Origin of the sequence: Nocardia sp. NBC_01503, assembly GCF_036327755.1 — a bacterium.
GTDB lineage: Bacteria > Actinomycetota > Actinomycetes > Mycobacteriales > Mycobacteriaceae > Nocardia.
This window is the reverse complement of the sequence record NZ_CP109596.1, coordinates 6,520,073-6,537,634: the sequence shown is the minus strand read 5'-3', so window position 1 is coordinate 6,537,634 and position 17,562 is coordinate 6,520,073. Positions and strand designations below refer to the sequence as shown.

Here is a 17,562-nt window from a genome sequence, read left to right as displayed (position 1 = left end):
GGAACTACCGCTCCCCGAGCCCTCTTTCGCGGCACCGACTCCCCCGGGGATACATGCACAGATGCGCATATCTGCGTGTGAATATGTGCCTCCACTCCCCCTACCACCCGGCTCTATGCTGGGGACATGCTGTATCGGCTGCTGGCCGACCTCACCGCGGGCGCGCACTTCCTCTTCGTCGGCTATGTGGTGTTCGGTGGGTTCCTGGCGTGGCGCTGGCCGCGCACCATCTGGCCGCACCTCGCCGCCTTCGCCTGGGGTTTCAGCACCATCCTGTTCGGATTCGAGTGCCCGCTGACCAATTTGGAGAACTGGGCCAGGCATCGGGCCGGAGATCCCGGACTACCGTCGACCGGATTCATCGCCCACTACATCACCGGCGTGCTGTATCCGAGCGGTGCGGTCGATCTGGTGCGCGTTCTGGTCGCGGTCTGCGTGCTCATCTCGTGGGCGGGTCTCGCGGTGCGCGGTCGCCGGGCGGTCCGGGCATAATCGCGGCGACGGTTCATCCTGCGAACACGGGAGACGGTATGGGCGGCAAGGGGATCGGGGCGACGCTTCGAGGTCGCGGGAATCAGCTGTTGTCCATGGCCCGACTCGCCATTGGGCTGCGGAGGTTCGAACGTACGGGACAGGTCGGGGATGGACGTGAGGCCGCAGCCCGGGAGTATGTGCTCACGCACGCGACGGCCGGTGACCCCGACAGCGTGCTCGCCACGATCGACGAATTCGCGCGCACGCGCAGCATGCTGGTGAATGTCGGCGATGAGAAGGGCCTGCTGCTGGACGCGGCGGTGCGCAAGACGCGGCCGAAGCTGCTACTGGAGTTGGGAACCTACTGCGGGTACAGCGCGGTGCGGATCGGACGGCTGCTGGATTCGGGCGCGCGGCTGGTGTCGGTGGAGTTCAGTGCCGCCAATGCCGAAGTAGCGCGGGCGATCATCGCGCACGCGGGCCTGTCCGATCGGGTGACCGTGCTGGTCGGGACCATCGGCGACGGCGGGGAGACCATGCACCGGCTCGCGCTGGATCACGGATTCGACTCCGGCACGGTCGATCTGATCTTCCTCGATCACGCCAAGGAGGCGTACCTGGCGGATCTGAGGACGATCCTCGCGGCCGGTTGGCTGCGCGCGGGAACCATGGTGGTCGCGGACAATGTGCGCGTGCCCGGCGTCCCCGACTATCGCGCCTATATGAGGACCGAGGAGGGTACGAGCTGGCGGACCGTCGAGCACGACACCCATGTGGAGTATCAGTCCATCCTGAAGGATCTCGTGCTCGAATCCGAGTATCTGGGCTGAGTTAGCGACCGGCGCGCAGTCGCTCGGTCACCAGATCCGCTATGGCGGCCGTGTTTTCGGGTGTGTCGAGGTAGGTGTGACCGCCCGCGAAGGTGACGATGTCGAAGGCCCCGGCGGTGTGCGCGGCCCACTCCCCCACCTGCGCCACCGTGGTGGTCGGGTCGGAGGTGCTGATCAGCGTGGTGATAGGCGCACGCAACGGGTCGCCGGGCCGATACCGGTATGTCTCCACCGCCCGATAGTCATTGCGGACGGCGGGTAGCACCAGATCGGCGAATCCGGGGTCCTCGCGCAGCATGCTCAGTAGCGCCGGGTCATTGCCCAGCAGCTCCAGTTGGTCGATGAGCACGGCATCGGATTCGAGGTGCAGTCGTCCCGGCTCCATGAAATCCGGTGCGGGGCGCCCGGATACGAACAGGTGGGTCAGGGTGCGGCCGGCCGCCTCCCAGCGCCGAGCGGCCTCGAAGGCGACCGTCGCGCCCATGCTGTGCCCGAAGATGGCGATGGGGGTGGTCGCGGGCCAGCGCAGCATTTCGCGCACGGTCTGCTCGGCGAGTTCGGTGAGCTCGGGAATCTGCCGCTCCGCCATCCGATCCTGGCGTCCCGGGTACTGCACCGCGAATACCGCTGTCCCGGCGCCGAATCGCTGCGCCAGCGCTCGATACGCGCCCGCCGACCCGCCTCCGGGCGGGAAGCACACCAGCACGGCGCGCGGGTCCGCGTCGGTGCGCAATGCGCGCAGCCAGTCGGTGCCGGTGAGATGTGCCACCACAGCGATGCTCCTTCGACGACTATGGTCGGACCGATGAGTGCCTACGAAGCGCTGGTCCGCGAGTACGAGTCCGGGGTCGGTATCTCCGGATCGAGTATGCCCGCCGTTGATCCGGGAACGAATTTGGCTGCGACACTGCCGGTGTGGTCGCTGGCCGGGGGCGCGGTGGCGAGCTTCGCGGCCGCGGCCGATCGGCGCAGGGTGGCGTGCGGACTCACCCCGCTGGAGAGTGTGCTCGATCCGGCCCGGGTGGCGGCCGCGTTCTCGAGTGAGCGGCTGTTCCGCGTCGACGGAACGCCGCCCGATGCCTTCGCGGAGCTGTCGGGCTTCTTCCCGACTGCGGACGGTTGGGTGCGAACGCATGCCAACTACTCGCATCACCGCGAAAGGTTGCTGACCGTACTGGGATTGCCCGCCGATGCGGATCGCACCACCGCCGTGGCACGCATGGCGGAGCTCTCCGCGGCCGAGATCGAGGACCGGGCGGGCGATTCCGGGGCCATCGCGGTTCGAGTGCGCACCGAGCACGAGTGGGCCGACAGCCCGCAGGGTAGGGCGGCGGCGGACGGCCCGCTGGTCGCGATCGAACGGCGCGATGATCGTGGACCGGTCGAATCCCCCACCGACGCAACCCAGATGCTGCCGCTGCGCGGTGTGCGGGTGCTGGATCTGACCCGGGTGATCGCCGGTCCGGTGGCCACGCGCGCGCTCGCCCTACTGGGTGCGGAGGTGTTGCGAGTGGATCCGCCACAACTGCCGGAGATTCCGTGGCAGTTCCTCGACACTTGCCAGGGCAAGCACTCCACACTGCTGGATTTACGAACCGAACTACCCGTTTTCACCGACCTGCTGAGCGAAGCGGATGTACTCGTAACAGGTTACCGACCGGGCGCTTTGGAACAACTTGGTGTACATGCGGCAGAAATTCGGCCAGGAATTGTGCACGGCCGGGTTTCGGCGTGGGGTGAGCGCGGCCCCTGGGGGGCACGACGCGGTTTCGACAGTATTGTGCAGGCCGCGTCCGGAATATCGCTCATCGAAGGCGCGCCGGGAAATTCGCAGGTTGCGTCCCCAATGGGCGCACTCCCGGCACAGGCCCTCGACCATGCCAGCGGGTATCTGCTCGCCGCCGGAGTGCTGGACGCGCTCACCGCCCGCGAACGGGATGGGCTGGGACGGGATGTGCGAGTTGCGCTGGCCCGCACCGCATCCTGGCTGTTGGCGGCGGGGGGCCGCGAGCCGGAGCACGCCCCGGCGAATGTCCCGGAATCGGCGTACGCGGTCGAACACGACCGGGTGGTGACGGCCGCGCCCGCGCTCAGCGAATATCCCGATCACCCTTGGCCCGCTTCGCAATACGGTACACATGTCCCAAACTGGACACTCCGACCGGCCGGTTTTGAGTAGTTTTCCCGCTTCACGATCGCCTGCACGTACACCCGCAAACACATCGGCGAATAATGCGAATTCCCTTCGTACATATCGTTTTTGTGTCGTTAATAAGTGAGATGCTGGGACCGACATCGATATTGTCGACACTTGCGTCGGCGTGCGGATGGAGGACGTCATCGTGGACACACCAGGCCCCCTGCTGACCAACGCAGCGGCAGATTCCACCCGCACAGTGGGTCGCCGGGAATGGGCGGGGCTGGCCGTACTGGCACTGGCCTGTTTGGTGTATTCCATGGATCTGACGGTTTTACACCTGGCCGTCCCTCAGATCAGCGCGGAGCTGAGACCTACCAGTTCCCAATTGCTCTGGATCATCGACGTTTACGGCTTCCTGGTGGCGGGTTTGCTGCTCACCATGGGCACCATCGGTGATCGGATCGGACGCCGGCGACTACTCATGGCCGGTGCGGCCGCCTTCGCCGCGGTATCGATCATCGCGGCGTTCGCGCCCTCGGCCCCGGTGCTCATCGGCTGTCGCGCGGTGCTCGGCATAGCTGGGGCGACGCTCGCGCCGTCCACGCTCTCGTTGATATTCACCATGTTTCCCGATCCCGGCCCCCGGTCGGTCGCTGTCGGGGTCTGGGTCGGGTCGTACTCGGTAGGTGGCTCGATCGGACCGCTGGCGGGCGGGCTCATGCTGGAGCATTTCTGGTGGGGTTCGGTATTCCTGCTCGCGGTGCCGGTCATGGTGCTGCTGCTGATTCTCGCGCCGCGGGTACTGCCGGAGTTCCGTGATCCGAATGCGGGCAAAATCGATCTGCCGAGTGCGCTGATGTGCACCAGCGCGGTACTTCTGGTGGTCTTCGGCATGAAGAAGGTCGCACAGGACGGGCCGGTGCCCATCGCCATCGGCGCGCTGGTGGCCGGGGTCGTGGTCGGCACCACGTTCGTGCGCCGACAGCTCGGCGCCGCCGATCCCATGCTGGATCTGCGACTCTTCCGGCTGAGCAGTTTCCGAATCGCGCTGACCATCAATATGGTCGCCATCTTCGCCGCGTTCGGCTACTTCCTGTTCGTCGGCCAGTATTTCCAGCTGGTGCTGGGCATGTCACCGCTGCGCGCCGGAATCGCCACCATCCCATCGGGATTGGGCTTCATGATCGGTTCGCAACTGGCGCCGCGATTGAGCCGGTCGGTGCGCCCCGCCTACCTGATCGGGGTCGGCATGGCCATGGCGGCGGCCGGACTGCTGCTGCTGACCCGGGTCACCGAACAGGGCGGGGTGGGGATCACCATCGCCGCGTCACTGCTGGTGTCGTTCGGGCTGGCCCCGGTATTCGGCATCACCACCGAGCTGATCGTCGGCACCGCGCCCCCCGAACAGGCCGGAGCCGCCTCGGGATTGGCCGAGACCGGTGCGGAGTTCGGCGGCGCGCTGGGCATCTCCATGCTCGGCAGCCTCAGCATCGCGTTGTATCGCGGGCAGTTGGCGAATACGCTCCCCTACGGTTTGCGCGATGCCGATGTGCACAGCGCCCGGGACACCCTCGGCGCGGCCATGGAGGTCGCCAACGCATTGCCCGGGAAGCTCGGCGAGTCCGTGGCGGAGGCGGCCAAGCACGCGTTCCTCACCGGAATGCATCTCACCTCCGCCATCGCGGCCGTGGCGGCACTGCTGCTGGCGGTCTCCGCACTGGTGCGATTGCGGCATATCGAAGCGAGCTGAATCAGCGCCGGGCACAGGGCAGATCGACTCGCACGGCCGTCATTCGCCGGTTATCGCCCGAATGGCGGTCTTCAGATCGTCGCCGTCGAGCAGATCCGCCGCGGGCGCGATCATCCACTGCATGGCCATGCCCTGGAAGAGCGCGAACAACAGCTTGGCCACCGCGCGCGCCTGATCGGCGGTCAGATCGGGATGCGCATCGCGGACCGCCTGCGTCATATCGTGATAGGCGCGCTCGGTGGCCTCGGCCATATAGACCTGCATCTCCGGATCCCGGGAGATCTGGATGCCGTTCTCCACGCTCAACAGCAGGTTGTCGTGATTGCGCTGGATGACGTCGAACAGACCGTTCCAGGTCGGGCCGAGCGCGTCCCAGAGTGATTGCCCCTGCCCCCCATCTTTGATGGCGGCGTCGATCTCGTCGCCGAGCTCGGTGCCGACGCCCTCGGTGAGCGCCTGCATGACGAGGTGGTCCTTGGAGCCGAAGTGGTAGCCGATGGCGGCGAGGCTGACACCGGCGGCGTTGGCGATATCGCGGGCGGTCACCTTGGCCAGGCCACGCTCCAGGACGGCCTTCCGAGCGCCCATCAGTAGGTCTTCTCGATTTCCCATACCCTCACCCTATCAGCGTCTTAGACATTTGTTCTAGACACACGTGCCAAAATCTGTTAGACATATGTCTTAGACGGACGTACTTCACCACACGGGAGACAACATGAGCACCACCGCCAACACCCTCCGCATCCTCGTCGCCGGCGGCGGCATCGCCGGGAACTCCGTTGCTCTGCAACTGCTTCGGGCCGGAATCGCGGTCACCGTCGTCGAGCGGGCCACCTCCCCCCGGCCCGGCGGCCAGGCCGTCGATCTGCGCGGTCCCAGCCGCGAAGTAGCCGAACGCATGGGGCTGATGGCGGGCATCAACAAGCGCCTGCTGCACGAGAAGGGGATGAGCATCGTCAAGGCCGACGGCGCCCCCGTCTACCGCATGTCGATGGAGATGTTCGACGGGAAGGGCCCGATCGCCGATATCGAGATCACCCGCGGCGATCTCAACGAGGTGCTGCTCACCGAACTCGCGGGAACCGCGGGCGAACTCGACTACCGCTACGGCGATTGGATCGAGACCATCGATCAGGACGGCAGCGGCGCCACCGTCGGCTTCAACTCCGGTAAGACCGAGCGCTACGACCTGGTGATCGGCGCGGACGGCGTGCACTCGCGCACCCGCAAACTGGTCTTCGGACCCGAGGAGCAGTTCACCACCTACCTCGGCGGGTACATGTCCTTCTACACCATCCCCACCCCGGCGGGCGCGGAGCAGGATTGGATGGCCATGCATGTGGTGCCGCGCGCCTCGCTCGGCGTCCGGCCCGATTACGATCCCGCCACCTCCAAGGCGATTCTCACCCTGCGCACCGAGCAGGATCCGGCGCTGCGCGGCGATATCGCGGCCCAGCGCAAGCTGATTCGCGACATGCTCGCCGATGCGGGCTGGGCGGTGCCCGAGGCGCTCTCGCATCTGGACACCACCGAGGACTTCTACTTCGACGAGTTGGTACGCGTCGATATGCCCTCGCTCTTCAAGGATCGGGTCGTACTGCTCGGCGACTCCGGCTTCTGCGGTTCGCCCATGACCGGTATGGGCACGGCCATGGCGATCGTCGGCGCGTACCTGCTCGCCGGTGAAATCGCAGCCACCCCAGCGGATCTGGACGCGGCGCTGGTCCGCTACCAGGAGCAGGTGACCCCGTTCCTGGACAAGGCCAAGGAGCTTCCGGGCGGCGGTATCGGGATGATGCTGCCGACCTCCAAGGTCGGGCTCAAGGTGATGCAGCAGGTGGGCAAGCTCATGACCACCAAGCTGTTCCGCCCGATCATGATGAAGATGCTCGACACCACCCAGGACTACGTGCTGCCGACCTACTGATCGCGCGGGTCTACGCTCGAATGGTGCGGCAGAAGATCATCATGGACAACGACACCGGCATCGATGACTCCCTGGGACTGCTCTACCTCCTGGCCTCCCCCGAGGCCGAGATCATCGGAATCGCCTCCAGCGCGGGCAATGTGCCCGCGTCCCGGGTGGCGGCCAATAATCTCGCCCTGCTCGACCTGTGCCGGGCCCCCGAAGTCGAGGTGGCGCTCGGGGCGGCGGAGCCGCTGGCGATTCCGCTGCGGACCACCGAGGACACGCACGGCCCGCAGGGCGTCGGGTACGCGGAGCTGCCGGTCTCCGCACGCACGCTCTCGGATCGGTCGGCCGCGCAGATGTGGGTCGATCTGGTTCGGGAACATCCGGGCGAGATCGTCGGATTGTGCACCGGGCCATTGACCAATCTGGCGCTGGCGCTGCGTTCGGAGCCCGAATTGCCCCGGTTGCTGCGACGTCTGGTGATCATGGGCGGGGCGTTCAACCATCCGGGGAACACCACACCCACCAATGAGTGGAATGTGCACGTGGATCCGGAGGCCGCCAAGGAGGTCTTCGACGCCTTCTCCGCCGCGCCCGCCGACCGGCGGCCGATCGTGTGCGCGCTGGATATCACCGAGACCATCGAGATGCGGCCCAAACACCTTGCGCTGCTTGCGGAGCGGGCCGGGAGCACGCCGGCGGAGCTGGTGCGCGAGACCGATCCGCCCGAACTGCGCTCGGCGGCGAGCAATCCACTGGTGCGCTTCCTGACCGATGCGATCCGGTTCTACTTCGACTTTCACAGGCTCTACGACCAGGGGTATCTGGCGCATATGCATGATCCGTTCGCGGCGGCGGTCGCCCTGGATACCGCGCTCGCGGTCACCAAGCCCGCGACGGTCGATGTGGAGTTGGCCGGAACCATCACCCGCGCGACCACCGTCGCGGACTGGGCGGGTATGTGGGAGCGCGAACCCAACGCCGACATCGTGATCGGGACCGATCCGGAGCAGTTCTTCGAACGGCTGATCAGCCGGGTCGGGGACTACGCGCGCACGGTGTATCCGGAGGTCGGCGCGTGAGCGAGGCGTATGTGGCCGGATTCCCGGCGCGGCTCGGACTGCCCTCGATCATCGATATACATACGCATTTCATGCCGGAGCAGGTACTGCGCAAGGTGTGGGGGTACTTCGACTCCGCCGGACCGCTGCTCGGCCATCGGGAATGGCCGATCACCTACCGCGATGAGGAGCAGGTACGGCTCAAGACCTTGCGCGGGTTCGGGGTGAGTGCGTTCACCTCGCTCGTGTATCCGCATCGCCCGGATATGGCGGCCTGGCTCAATGAATGGTCGGCCGATTTCGCCGCGCGCACACCGGATTGCCTGCATACCGCGACGTTCTACCCCGAGCATGGCGCGGACAGCTACGTGGAGGCCGCACTCGACGCGGGCGCGCGCATCTTCAAGGTGCACGTGCAGGTCGGGCACTTCCATCCCGGTGATCCGCTGCTCAACGACGTCTGGGGCATGCTCCAGGAGTCGGGTACCCCGATCATCATCCATTGCGGATCCGGCCCCGCCGCAGGCGAATTCACCGGTCCGGAGCCGATTGCCGAACTACTGCGCCGCTTCCCGCGCCTGCGCCTGGTGATAGCGCATATGGGTGCCCCCGAATACAGCGAATTCCTGGATCTGGCACAGGCTTACGATGAGGTGCTGTTCGACACCACCATGAACTTCACCGATTTCTTCGAGGCCGCCGACCCGTTCCCGATCCACGAACGCCCGCGCCTGCGCGACCTGGGCGATCGCATCCTGTTCGGCAGCGACTTTCCCAATATCCCGTACACCTACGGGCATGCCCTGCACTCGCTGGAGCGGCTCGAACTCGGCGACGACTGGCTGCGGCAGGTGTGCCATCACAATGCCGCGCGCGTCTTCGGCCTCGAATAACGCGCTGCCTCAGGTCCATACACCGGATCGCTCGGGCGCGGTGAGCGTGCCGAACAGTTCGGTGATGCGCCCGGGCTCCCCGGGTTGGGTGCCGGGGGTGGCCAAAGCCGCTGTCGCCGCGGCGATACCGAGCCGCACGGCATCGCCGAGCGCGTACTCACGTAGCAGGCCGACGGCGAGCCCGCCGACCATGGCATCGCCCGCGCCGATACCGCTCGCCACGGTCGACCGAATCGGCGCGAAGTACTCCTCGTTCTCCGCCGTCACCAGCAATGCCCCGGCCGAACCCAGTGACAACACCACGATTTCGGTGACACCGTTCACGATGAGATCGCGCGCGGCCGCGAGCTGCGACCCACGATCGGGCAGCGCGTGCCCCACCAGGTCCGAAAGCTCGCGCACGCTGGGCTTGAGCAGGCGGATACCGCGACGCAGGGCATGCAACGGCGCTCCAGCGGTGTCCACTATCAGTGGTATGTCGAGTTCGCCGAGCAGATCCGCGAGCCGCTGATAGAAGTCGTCGGGCACCCCGGGCGGCAGACTGCCGCTCGCCACGACCAGCCGCGCCGCCCCGGCCGCCCGCTCCACCTCCACCAGGCAGCGATGCTGTTCGGCCGAGCTCAGCCGCGGACCGGGAAAGACGAAACGGTATTGCGCACCGCAGGATTCATCGGTCACCGACAGGCTCTGGCGGGTCGGTTCGGATACCGACACCGTGCGCATCGGCACCCCCGTGACCCGCACCAATTCCGCGAGCTGGATACCTTCGGGCCCACCGATCGGAAAGACGGCGGTGACCGACTCCCCCAGCGCGACGACCGTGCGCGCCACATTGATTCCGCCCCCGCCCGGATCGAATCGCGGTGTCGTACAGCGCATTTTGTCCGTAGGCCGGACAACGGCGGTACTCGCGGCGATATCCATCGCGGGGTTCATGGTCAGCGTCACGATCGACACCGGCGCTCCTGGAGATCTGGCCTCATCGCATAAGGCATGGGCGGGCGAGCATTAGGGTGCGAGGTCATGCGCGGCTCCGAGCGCGACGGCGGTGACCTTGTACTCCGGGCAGTCGGTCACCGAATCGGTGCGGCTCGAGGTGAGTTCGTTGGTGCGTGCCAGCGGGAAGTGGAAGGCGGTGAAGACCTGACCCGGCGCCATCTGCGTGGTCAACCGGGCGGGTAGCACCATGCGCCCGCGCCGACTGCGGATCTCGACCGGGTCACCGTCCGAAATGCCCAGTGCGGCGGCGTCATCCGGCGCGAGGTCCACGGTTTCGGCGGACAGCAGTTCGATATTGGGGGTGCGCCGGGTCATCGAACCGGAGTTGTAGTGCACCAGGCGGCGACCGGTCACCAGTACGAACGGGTACTCGCGGTCCGGTTCCTCACCCGGGGGCAGATAGGGCCGCGCGGCCAGGGCCGCACGCCCGTCCGCCGTGGCGAAACCGTTCAGATACAGCGTCGGAGTCCCCGGATGACCCCGATCCGGGCAGGGCCACTGCAGCGAGCCCTCCTCATCCAGCCGGGCATGCGAGATGCCGCCGAAAACCGGTGTCAACCGGGCACATTCGGCCAGTGCGGCGGCCGGAGTCGGACAGCGCGGGTCCACGCCCATGGCCGCGGCCAGACCATTGAGGATGGCGAAGTCCGAGCGCACACCCGGCGGCGGAGCGAGCGCGGGACGCACCCGCTGGAAGCGCCGCTCGAAATTCACGAAGGTGCCGTCCTTTTCGAGAAACGCGGCCGCGGGCAGCACCACATCGGCCAGTTCCGCGGTCCGGGACAGGAACAGGTCCTGGCTGACGACGAAATCGCAGGCGTCCAGGGCCGCACGGACGTGGTGGGAGTCCGGATCGGAGGTCACCAGGTCCTCGCCGATCACGTAGAGCGCGCGCAGGCTGCCGTCCAGCGCCGCACCGAACATCGCGGGAATGCGCAGTCCGGGACGCTCCGGCGGGGATATGCCCCACTCTCGGGTGAAGCGCTGTCGCACACCCGGATCCGAGACCCGCTGATATCCGGGCAGCACATCCGGTAGCGCGCCCATATCCGAGGCGCCCTGCACATTGTTCTGCCCGCGCAGCGGGAGCACCCCGCATCCGCCGGGTGTACCGACGGTGCCGCGCAGCAGTGCCAGATTCGCCAGGGTCCGCACCCCGTCGGTGCCGTGCGCGTGCTCGGTGACGCCCAATCCATAGAGGATGACGGGGTGTTCGGCGCGGCCGAACAGGCGCGCGGCGGTGCGCAGCGATTGGACGCTCACACCGGAGATCTCGGCCACGCGCTCGGGCGGGTAGTCCTCGAGGAGTTCGATCAATTCCGCCAGCCCGCCGGTGCGCGCGCCGAGATACTCCAGATCGGCCATGCCCTCGTCGAGTAGCACCCGGGCCAGCCCGTTGAAGACGGCCACATTCGATCCCGGTCGCCCGCCGAGGTGTACGGAGGCTATCTCCGCCAGCCCGGTGCGGCGCGGGTCGATCACGATCAGCCTCGCACCCGCGAGCACGCGGTGCGTGATGCGCGCACCCACGACCGGGTGCGCCTCGGTCGGATTCGCGCCCGCCACCAGAATGCAGTCGGCGTGCTCGAGGTCGTCGAGGGAGTTGGTGCCGCCGGCGAGACCGAACGACGCGGTCAGCCCCGCGGCCGTCGGCGCGTGGCACAGCCGCGAGCAGTTGTCGATATTGTTGGTGCCCAACACCGTTCGGGCGATCTTCTGGGCGAGATAGTTCTCCTCATTGGTGGCGCGCGCCGAACAGATCATGCCGATGGCCGAGCCGCCGTGCAGGTCCCGGATGCGGGTCAGCTCCCCGGCCACCACCGAGAGGGCCTCCTCCCAGGTGGCGGTGCGCAGCGGGGAACCCCGCCCGGCCGAGCGGATGAGCGGCTGGGTGAGCCGGTCACCGGATTCGATGAATCCGTGCGCGAAACGTCCCTTCACACAGGCATGTCCGCGGTTCACCGGCGCATCCCTGTTCGGTGTCACCGAGACGATCCCGCCGGTGTCGGTGTGCACGTCCAGCGTGCAACCGACTCCGCAGTAGCCGCAGGTCGTGGTCGTGGTCGCGGTGGCAGTGCGCCCGGCGGCATGTGTTTCGGTCAGGGCTCCGGTGGGGCAGGTGTCCACACAGCCACCGCAGGATACGCAGGGCGATTGCGCCCACGGCCCACCGTCGCCGGGCACCACGACCGTGTCGAAGCCGCGGCCGGACAGCTCCAGGGCGAAGGTGCCCTGCACCTCCGAGCACATCGAGACACAGCGTCCGCAGGCGATGCACAGGTCACGGTCCAGGGTGATGTAGGGATTCGAATCGTCGATTCCCTCGCCCTCGCGGGCGGCGCCGCCGAACTCGCCACCGTGCACGCCCATTCGTTCACACAGGCGCACCAATTCGCTCTGCGAGGCGGCGATGCCGAGTGCTCGCGGCGGTAGTTCGGACACGATCAGCTCCAAGGCCCCGTGCGCTGCCGCACGCGCGTGCGCGTCCTCCGGATCGATCACCATGCCCTCGCGCACCGGGGTCGTACAGGCCGCCACCACCCGATGATCGGCCGCGACCAGGCAGATCCGACAGGATCCGCGCGGGGTGAGCCGATCATCATGGCAGAGGGTCGCCGGATCCAGTCCGGCGGCGCGCAGGGCATCGAGAACCGTTGCGCCATCCGGAATCTCGACCGGAATACCCGCCACGTAGACGAAGGTCATCAGATCCTCCCGGAGGCGGTGGTCCCGTAGACCCGCAGCAGACTCCGCACCGCACCGGCGATACCGGATCCGAACGAGCACATGCTGCCGGTACGCATGATGTCGAGCAGTCGTGCCAGCCCAGGATCGATTTCGGCGGCCTCGGGATCGGTCGTCTCGACGAGCTCCAGTCCACGGCGGGTGCCGACCCGGCACGGCGCGCAGGCGCCACAGCTCTCCCGCGCCGCGAAGGTCCACAGATGTCGCAGCAGTTCCGCGGGCGCCACCGTGTCCGGAACGGCCACCAGACTGCCGTGACCGAGCGTGACACCGAGACGGGCGAGATCGGCGGTGGCCAAGCCGATATCGAGCTCATCGGGTCCGAGGAATCCGCCGAGCGGACCACCGACCTGCAGTGCGCGCAGTCGCGCCCCGCCGCGCAACCCACCACCCAATTCGGTGACCACATGCCGCAGCGGTGTTCCGAACTCCACCTCGTAGACCCCCGGTCGCTCGAACGACGCGTTGAGGCAGACGAGTTTGGTTCCGGTCTCGACGGGGCGGCCCAAACGGGCGTACGCCTCCCCGCCGTAGCGCACGATCCACGGGATGGCCGCGAGCGTCTCGATATTCTGAACCACCGTGGGATGGCCGCCGAGGCCGTATTCGGTCGGGTAGGGCGGGCGGGCCTGCACCGCACCGCGCAGACCGGTCAGCGCGCGCAGCAACGCGGTCTCCTCCCCCGCCACATAGGAGCCCGCACCGGCGCGCACCGAGATGTCGAAGTCGATCCCGCTGCCGTGGATATCCCGCCCGAGATGTCCCGCCGCCCTGGCCTGTTCGATGGCGGCACCTACGGACGCGGCGGCCGCCGGATACTCCGAACGCACCAGGATCAGTCCGTGCGAGGCGCCCGTCGCGCAGCCGCACAGCGCCAGCCCCTCGAGCACCCGATGCGGGTCGTACTCCAGCAGCAGCCTGTCGCAGTACGAACCGGGATCACCCTCGTCCCCATTGGCCACAACCCAGCGCGGGGTGGAATTGCGGTTCGCGGCACGCCATTTCGCGCCCACCGGGAACTCGGCCCCGCCGCGACCGCGCAGTCCGGAACGCACCACCTCGGCGATGATGCCGGCGCGCCGCCAGGACGGCAGGGCCTGAGTCCAGGCGGACCAGGGTCGCTCACCACCGCAGAGTCCGGCCAGCACCACCGGTTGCCGAACATCGGCGGCGAACGGGATGGACGGGGCGGGTACACCGGCGCCGACCATCGCATTCGCACCGTGCAGTGCGGCAGGGGCCGCATAACAGCAGCCCACACAGTAGACATACCGGTCGCCCGCGGGAACCGGGACGCCGCCGCGCGCGACGAAACACCCCGTACCGTCGCACCTCCGGATGTCCTGGCCCGGGATGACCGGGGTGAAATCGGCGTAGAAGGAGGCGGTACCCGCTACCGCCGCCAGCGGCAGACCCGAGACGCGCGCGACGTCATCGACGTCTTCGGACCCGATGGCGCCGTGTTTGTCGTGTGCCGCCCGCAGTCCGTCGGTCGCGTTCCCGGCGGACGATGCGAATCGATTGGCACGCAATGCCATCCAGTCCCGGGGTTGGATACCCATGGTCTCCTCGATTCCGCCCCGGAGCGGCGGGGCCGATATCCGATGACTCTGCTCGCTTCGGACCGCCGGGAGCAGAGTCGGCAAGCCTTCCCGGTGAGGGGCTTTGGTCACTTCAGCTCGTGCGCGGTGTCCCTAGTCGTGCTCCGCGACCCGACGGAGCCTGGTGATATGGATTTGCACGCAGCGCACTCCGGCACCGGATCACGGCCCCACGCCGACGATCCGAAACCGGCGGCACCGGTTGCCGCCGGTGGTTCGCGTGCGGCGAAATGGGCTGTGGGCAAGCCGATCGACCAAGCGCTGCGACCGATCCGGATCGTTCCCGCCGCCGGCGAACCGCTCGTGCGACCCGGACCGGTCGTCCGATCCAGCACCGCCGCAACGGACTACCGGGTATGAGTGCGACCACCCGGCCGGTGCTCCCGCCCGCGTCGCAGACCGCCGCCGACGGTGCGATGCCGGATTTCGATCCCCGCGAACCGGTGGACCGTTTGATCCGCGACCTGCGCGCGCGCCGCGATGGCCTCGATACCCGGGACGCGGCGCGGCGGCTCGAGGTGTACGGTCCGAACGAGTTGCGCCGCGTGGCCCGGCCGCATTGGCCCGCCGATCTGCTGGCTCAACTGATTCATCCACTCGCGCTGCTGTTGTGGGCGGCCGCCGCACTGTCCGCGGTGACCGGATCCACTGTGCTGGCCCTGTCGGTTGTCGCGGTGATCGCGCTCAACGCGCTCTTCGCGGTCGCGCAGGAGCGGCAGGCCGAGCGCGCGGTGGAGGCGCTGGCCGCGTATCTCCCCGATCAGGCGACCGTGCTGCGCGATGGACGGCGCACCGAGGTGAACGGCGGCGCATTGGTACCCGGTGATGTGCTGCTGCTCGCCGAGGGCGACCGTGTGCCCGCGGACGCGTGCCTGCTGAGTGGTTCGGTGGAGGTGGATCCGTCCGCGCTCACCGGTGAATCGAATCCGGTGCTGCGCGCGGCCGGTGCGGCGGACCCCACGCTATCCCTGCTGCAGGCAACCGATCTGGTCTTCACCGGTACGACCGTGGTGGGCGGTGAGGCGACCGCGCTGGTGTTCGCCACCGGAATGCGTACCGAGATCGGCCGGATCGCGGCACTGTCGCAGCGGGTGCGCACCGAGCGCAGCCCGCTCGAGCGTCAGGTGCGCAGACTCACCTGGTTCATCGCGGCGATCGCGATCGGCGTCGGGGTGATCTTCCTGCCCATCGGCATGCTGGCCGCCGGATTGTCGGTCTCGGCCGCGGCGACCTTCGCCATCGGGTTGTTGGTGGCCAATGTGCCCGAGGGTCTGCTGCCCACCATCACCCTCGCGCTCGCGGTCGGGGTGCGCGGACTGGCCCGCTCCGGTGCACTGGTCAAACGGTTGTCGGCGGTGGAGACGCTCGGATCGACCACGGTGATCTGCACCGACAAGACCGGGACCCTCACCGAGAATCGCATGCGCGCGGAGTGGGTGTGGACGCCCGAGTACGAAGCCCCGGCCGCCGCGATCGATGGCGGACATCCCGTCATCGCACTGTTGGCGCAGACCCTGGCGGCCTGCTCGAATGCCGAAATCGCCGGCGGCGCGGCGGATTCCACCGATCGCGGCGATCCCACCGAGATCGCGCTGCTGCGGCTCGCCGCGCGTCTGGGCGCGGATACCGGCGCGGCGCATCGATCCGATCGACGAATCGCGCAATATCATTTCGACCCGGTTCTCAAACTCATGTCGACCGCCGACCGCGGCGGCGACGGCCCGATCTGGTTGCACACCAAGGGTTCTCCCGAGGCGGTGCTCGCACGCTGTGTCGCGATCGCCGGGCCCGATGGCGCGGATCGACCGCTCACCGATGCCGAGCGGGTCCGGCTCACCGCCGTGGTGGACGGCTACGCCGATCGAGCGCTGCGCGTGCTCGCGGTGGCGCGGCGGGCGCTGCCGGCCGGTGACCCCGGCGACCGGGCCGCGGCCGAGGCACGATTGACCTTCCTGGGCCTGGTGGCGCTCACCGATCCGGCGCGCGCCGAGGTGCCCGGCGCCGTCGCGGAGTGCCGGCGCGCGGGTATTCGCATCATCGTGATCACCGGGGACCATCAGCGCACCGCCTCGGCCGTGGCCCGTTCGGTCGGCATCTGCGGTCCGGATCCCATGATCGTCACCGGTGACGAACTCGCCCGGCTGCGTGATGCCGACCTCGAGCAGGTGCTGCGCGCCAACCCCGACATACTCTTCGCGCGCTCGTCGCCCGAGGACAAGCTGCGCATTGCCGAGGCCCTGCGCGCGTCGGGAGATATCGTCGCCATGACCGGGGACGGCGTGAACGACGCGCCCGCGCTGCGGCGGGCCGATATCGGTGTGGCCATGGGGCTTTCGGGGACCGATGTCGCCCGTGAGGCCGCGACCATGGTGCTCACCGACGACAATTTCGCCACCATCGTCACCGCGGTGCGGGCGGGGCGGCGCGTCTACGACAATGTCCGCAAGTTCATCGTCTACATCTTCGTGCACCTCACCCCGGAGGCCGTTCCGTTCCTGCTTTTCGCGCTGTCCGGCGGGGCGGTGCCGTTGCCGCTGACCGTACTGCAGATTCTCGCCATCGACCTGGGGACCGAGACGCTGCCCGCGATCGCGCTGGGCCGCGAACCCGCCGAACCCGGATTGATGGACCGGCCGCCGCGCCCGCCGTCGGAGAGCGTGGTGCGCCCGAACATGCTGTTGCGTGGCTACGGCCTACTCGGCGGGGTCTCGGCCGTACTGGTACTGGCCGGGTTCTTCCTCACCCTGTACACCGGTGGCTGGCGACCGGGCGCGGACACCGGGCCTGGTTCTGACCTGCATCATCTCTATCTCCAGGCCACCACCATGACATTCCTGGGCATTGTGGCCTGTCAGCTGGGCACCGGCCTGGCCGCGCGCACCGAGACCGCGACACTGCGCGCGATCGGTTTCCTGAGCAATCCATTGCTGTTGTGGGGCATGGTGTTCGAGGTCGTCTTCTCGCTGACCCTGGTCTATCTGCCACCGCTGGCGCATATCTTCGGCCTGGCCGCACCCGCGCCGGCGCAGCTGGCCGTCCTGCTGCTCTACCCGCCGCTGGTGTGGGGGGCCGACGAATTGCGCAAGATGGCACGACGCCGCTCCGATCGGCCTCGACGGTGACAACCCGCCCACCGTCCGGGACCTTGTTCCCTGTT

14 protein-coding genes are annotated in these 17,562 nt (G+C 67.9%); 9 read left to right on the top strand and 5 right to left on the bottom strand.

The annotated features are described in order from the left end of the window. The first annotated feature begins 126 nt into the window (after window positions 1-126). Both OHB26_RS29780 and OHB26_RS29775 read left to right on the top strand, forming a co-directional pair. Window positions 127-492 (top strand): DUF2784 domain-containing protein, encoded by a 366-nt coding sequence (locus OHB26_RS29780; protein WP_330180570.1) that lies wholly within the window; start codon window positions 127-129, stop codon window positions 490-492. Between the two features lie 38 nt (window positions 493-530). Continuing rightward, window positions 531-1,304 carry an O-methyltransferase gene (locus tag OHB26_RS29775; RefSeq protein ID WP_330180569.1) on the top strand — a complete coding sequence of 258 codons (774 nt, stop codon included), beginning with the start codon at window positions 531-533 and terminating at the stop codon, window positions 1,302-1,304. Between the two features lies 1 nt (window position 1,305). Here the strand turns inward: OHB26_RS29775 and OHB26_RS29770 are convergent, their stop codons facing one another. After that, a complete protein-coding gene (locus OHB26_RS29770; protein WP_330180568.1) occupies window positions 1,306-2,076 on the bottom strand; it encodes a thioesterase II family protein in 771 nt (256 codons plus the stop codon). Window positions 2,077-2,109: 33 nt separating this feature from the next. On the opposite strand from OHB26_RS29770, the gene OHB26_RS29765 reads away from it, so the two are divergent. After that, on the top strand, window positions 2,110-3,483 hold the full coding sequence (locus OHB26_RS29765) for a CoA transferase (protein WP_330180567.1): 1,374 nt from the start codon (window positions 2,110-2,112) through the stop codon (window positions 3,481-3,483). A gap of 148 nt (window positions 3,484-3,631) precedes the next feature. Beyond that, window positions 3,632-5,194, top strand: coding sequence for an MFS transporter (locus tag OHB26_RS29760; protein ID WP_442943050.1), 1,563 nt, complete (start codon window positions 3,632-3,634; stop codon window positions 5,192-5,194). A 39-nt stretch (window positions 5,195-5,233) separates the two neighbouring features. Here the strand turns inward: OHB26_RS29760 and OHB26_RS29755 are convergent, their stop codons facing one another. Continuing rightward, window positions 5,234-5,806, bottom strand: coding sequence for a TetR/AcrR family transcriptional regulator (locus OHB26_RS29755; RefSeq protein ID WP_330180565.1), 573 nt, complete (start codon window positions 5,804-5,806; stop codon window positions 5,234-5,236). A gap of 103 nt (window positions 5,807-5,909) precedes the next feature. Here OHB26_RS29755 and OHB26_RS29750 point away from each other — a divergent pair, with 103 nt between their 5' ends. From OHB26_RS29750 to OHB26_RS29740, 3 genes are read left to right on the top strand one after another with little or no spacing between them, the layout of a single operon-like run. Next, the gene (locus tag OHB26_RS29750) at window positions 5,910-7,121 is read left to right on the top strand and encodes an FAD-dependent monooxygenase (protein ID WP_330180564.1); all 1,212 of its coding nucleotides are present in this window, start codon (window positions 5,910-5,912) and stop codon (window positions 7,119-7,121) included. Window positions 7,122-7,141: 20 nt separating this feature from the next. Next, entirely contained in the window at window positions 7,142-8,188 is a 1,047-nt protein-coding gene (locus OHB26_RS29745) for a nucleoside hydrolase (RefSeq protein ID WP_330180563.1), read from the top strand. Then, the gene (locus tag OHB26_RS29740) at window positions 8,185-9,060 is read left to right on the top strand and encodes an amidohydrolase family protein (protein WP_330180562.1); all 876 of its coding nucleotides are present in this window, start codon (window positions 8,185-8,187) and stop codon (window positions 9,058-9,060) included. Before OHB26_RS29745 ends, OHB26_RS29740 begins: the two co-directional genes overlap by 4 nt. A 9-nt stretch (window positions 9,061-9,069) precedes the next feature. Here OHB26_RS29740 and OHB26_RS29735 read toward each other — a convergent pair whose 3' ends face one another. The 3 genes from OHB26_RS29735 to OHB26_RS29725 are packed head-to-tail and all read right to left on the bottom strand — an operon-like array spanning window position 9,070 to window position 14,366. After that, window positions 9,070-10,017, bottom strand: coding sequence for a 1-phosphofructokinase family hexose kinase (locus OHB26_RS29735; RefSeq protein ID WP_330180561.1), 948 nt, complete (start codon window positions 10,015-10,017; stop codon window positions 9,070-9,072). 51 nt (window positions 10,018-10,068) lie between these two features. Further along, on the bottom strand, window positions 10,069-12,765 hold the full coding sequence (gene fdhF / locus OHB26_RS29730) for a formate dehydrogenase subunit alpha (protein WP_330180560.1): 2,697 nt from the start codon (window positions 12,763-12,765) through the stop codon (window positions 10,069-10,071). After that, window positions 12,765-14,366, bottom strand: a complete 1,602-nt coding sequence (locus tag OHB26_RS29725) for an NADH-ubiquinone oxidoreductase-F iron-sulfur binding region domain-containing protein (RefSeq protein ID WP_330180559.1) — start codon at window positions 14,364-14,366, stop codon at window positions 12,765-12,767. Before OHB26_RS29725 ends, fdhF begins: the two co-directional genes overlap by 1 nt. A gap of 168 nt (window positions 14,367-14,534) precedes the next feature. Between OHB26_RS29725 and OHB26_RS29720 the strand changes: the two genes are divergently transcribed. Both OHB26_RS29720 and OHB26_RS29715 read left to right on the top strand, forming a co-directional pair. Then, the gene (locus OHB26_RS29720) at window positions 14,535-14,765 is read left to right on the top strand and encodes a hypothetical protein (protein WP_330180558.1); all 231 of its coding nucleotides are present in this window, start codon (window positions 14,535-14,537) and stop codon (window positions 14,763-14,765) included. After that, on the top strand, window positions 14,762-17,527 hold the full coding sequence (locus OHB26_RS29715; RefSeq protein WP_330180557.1) for a cation-translocating P-type ATPase: 2,766 nt from the start codon (window positions 14,762-14,764) through the stop codon (window positions 17,525-17,527). The genes OHB26_RS29720 and OHB26_RS29715 overlap by 4 nt, the downstream gene beginning before the upstream one ends. The last annotated feature ends 35 nt before the right edge of the window (window positions 17,528-17,562 follow it).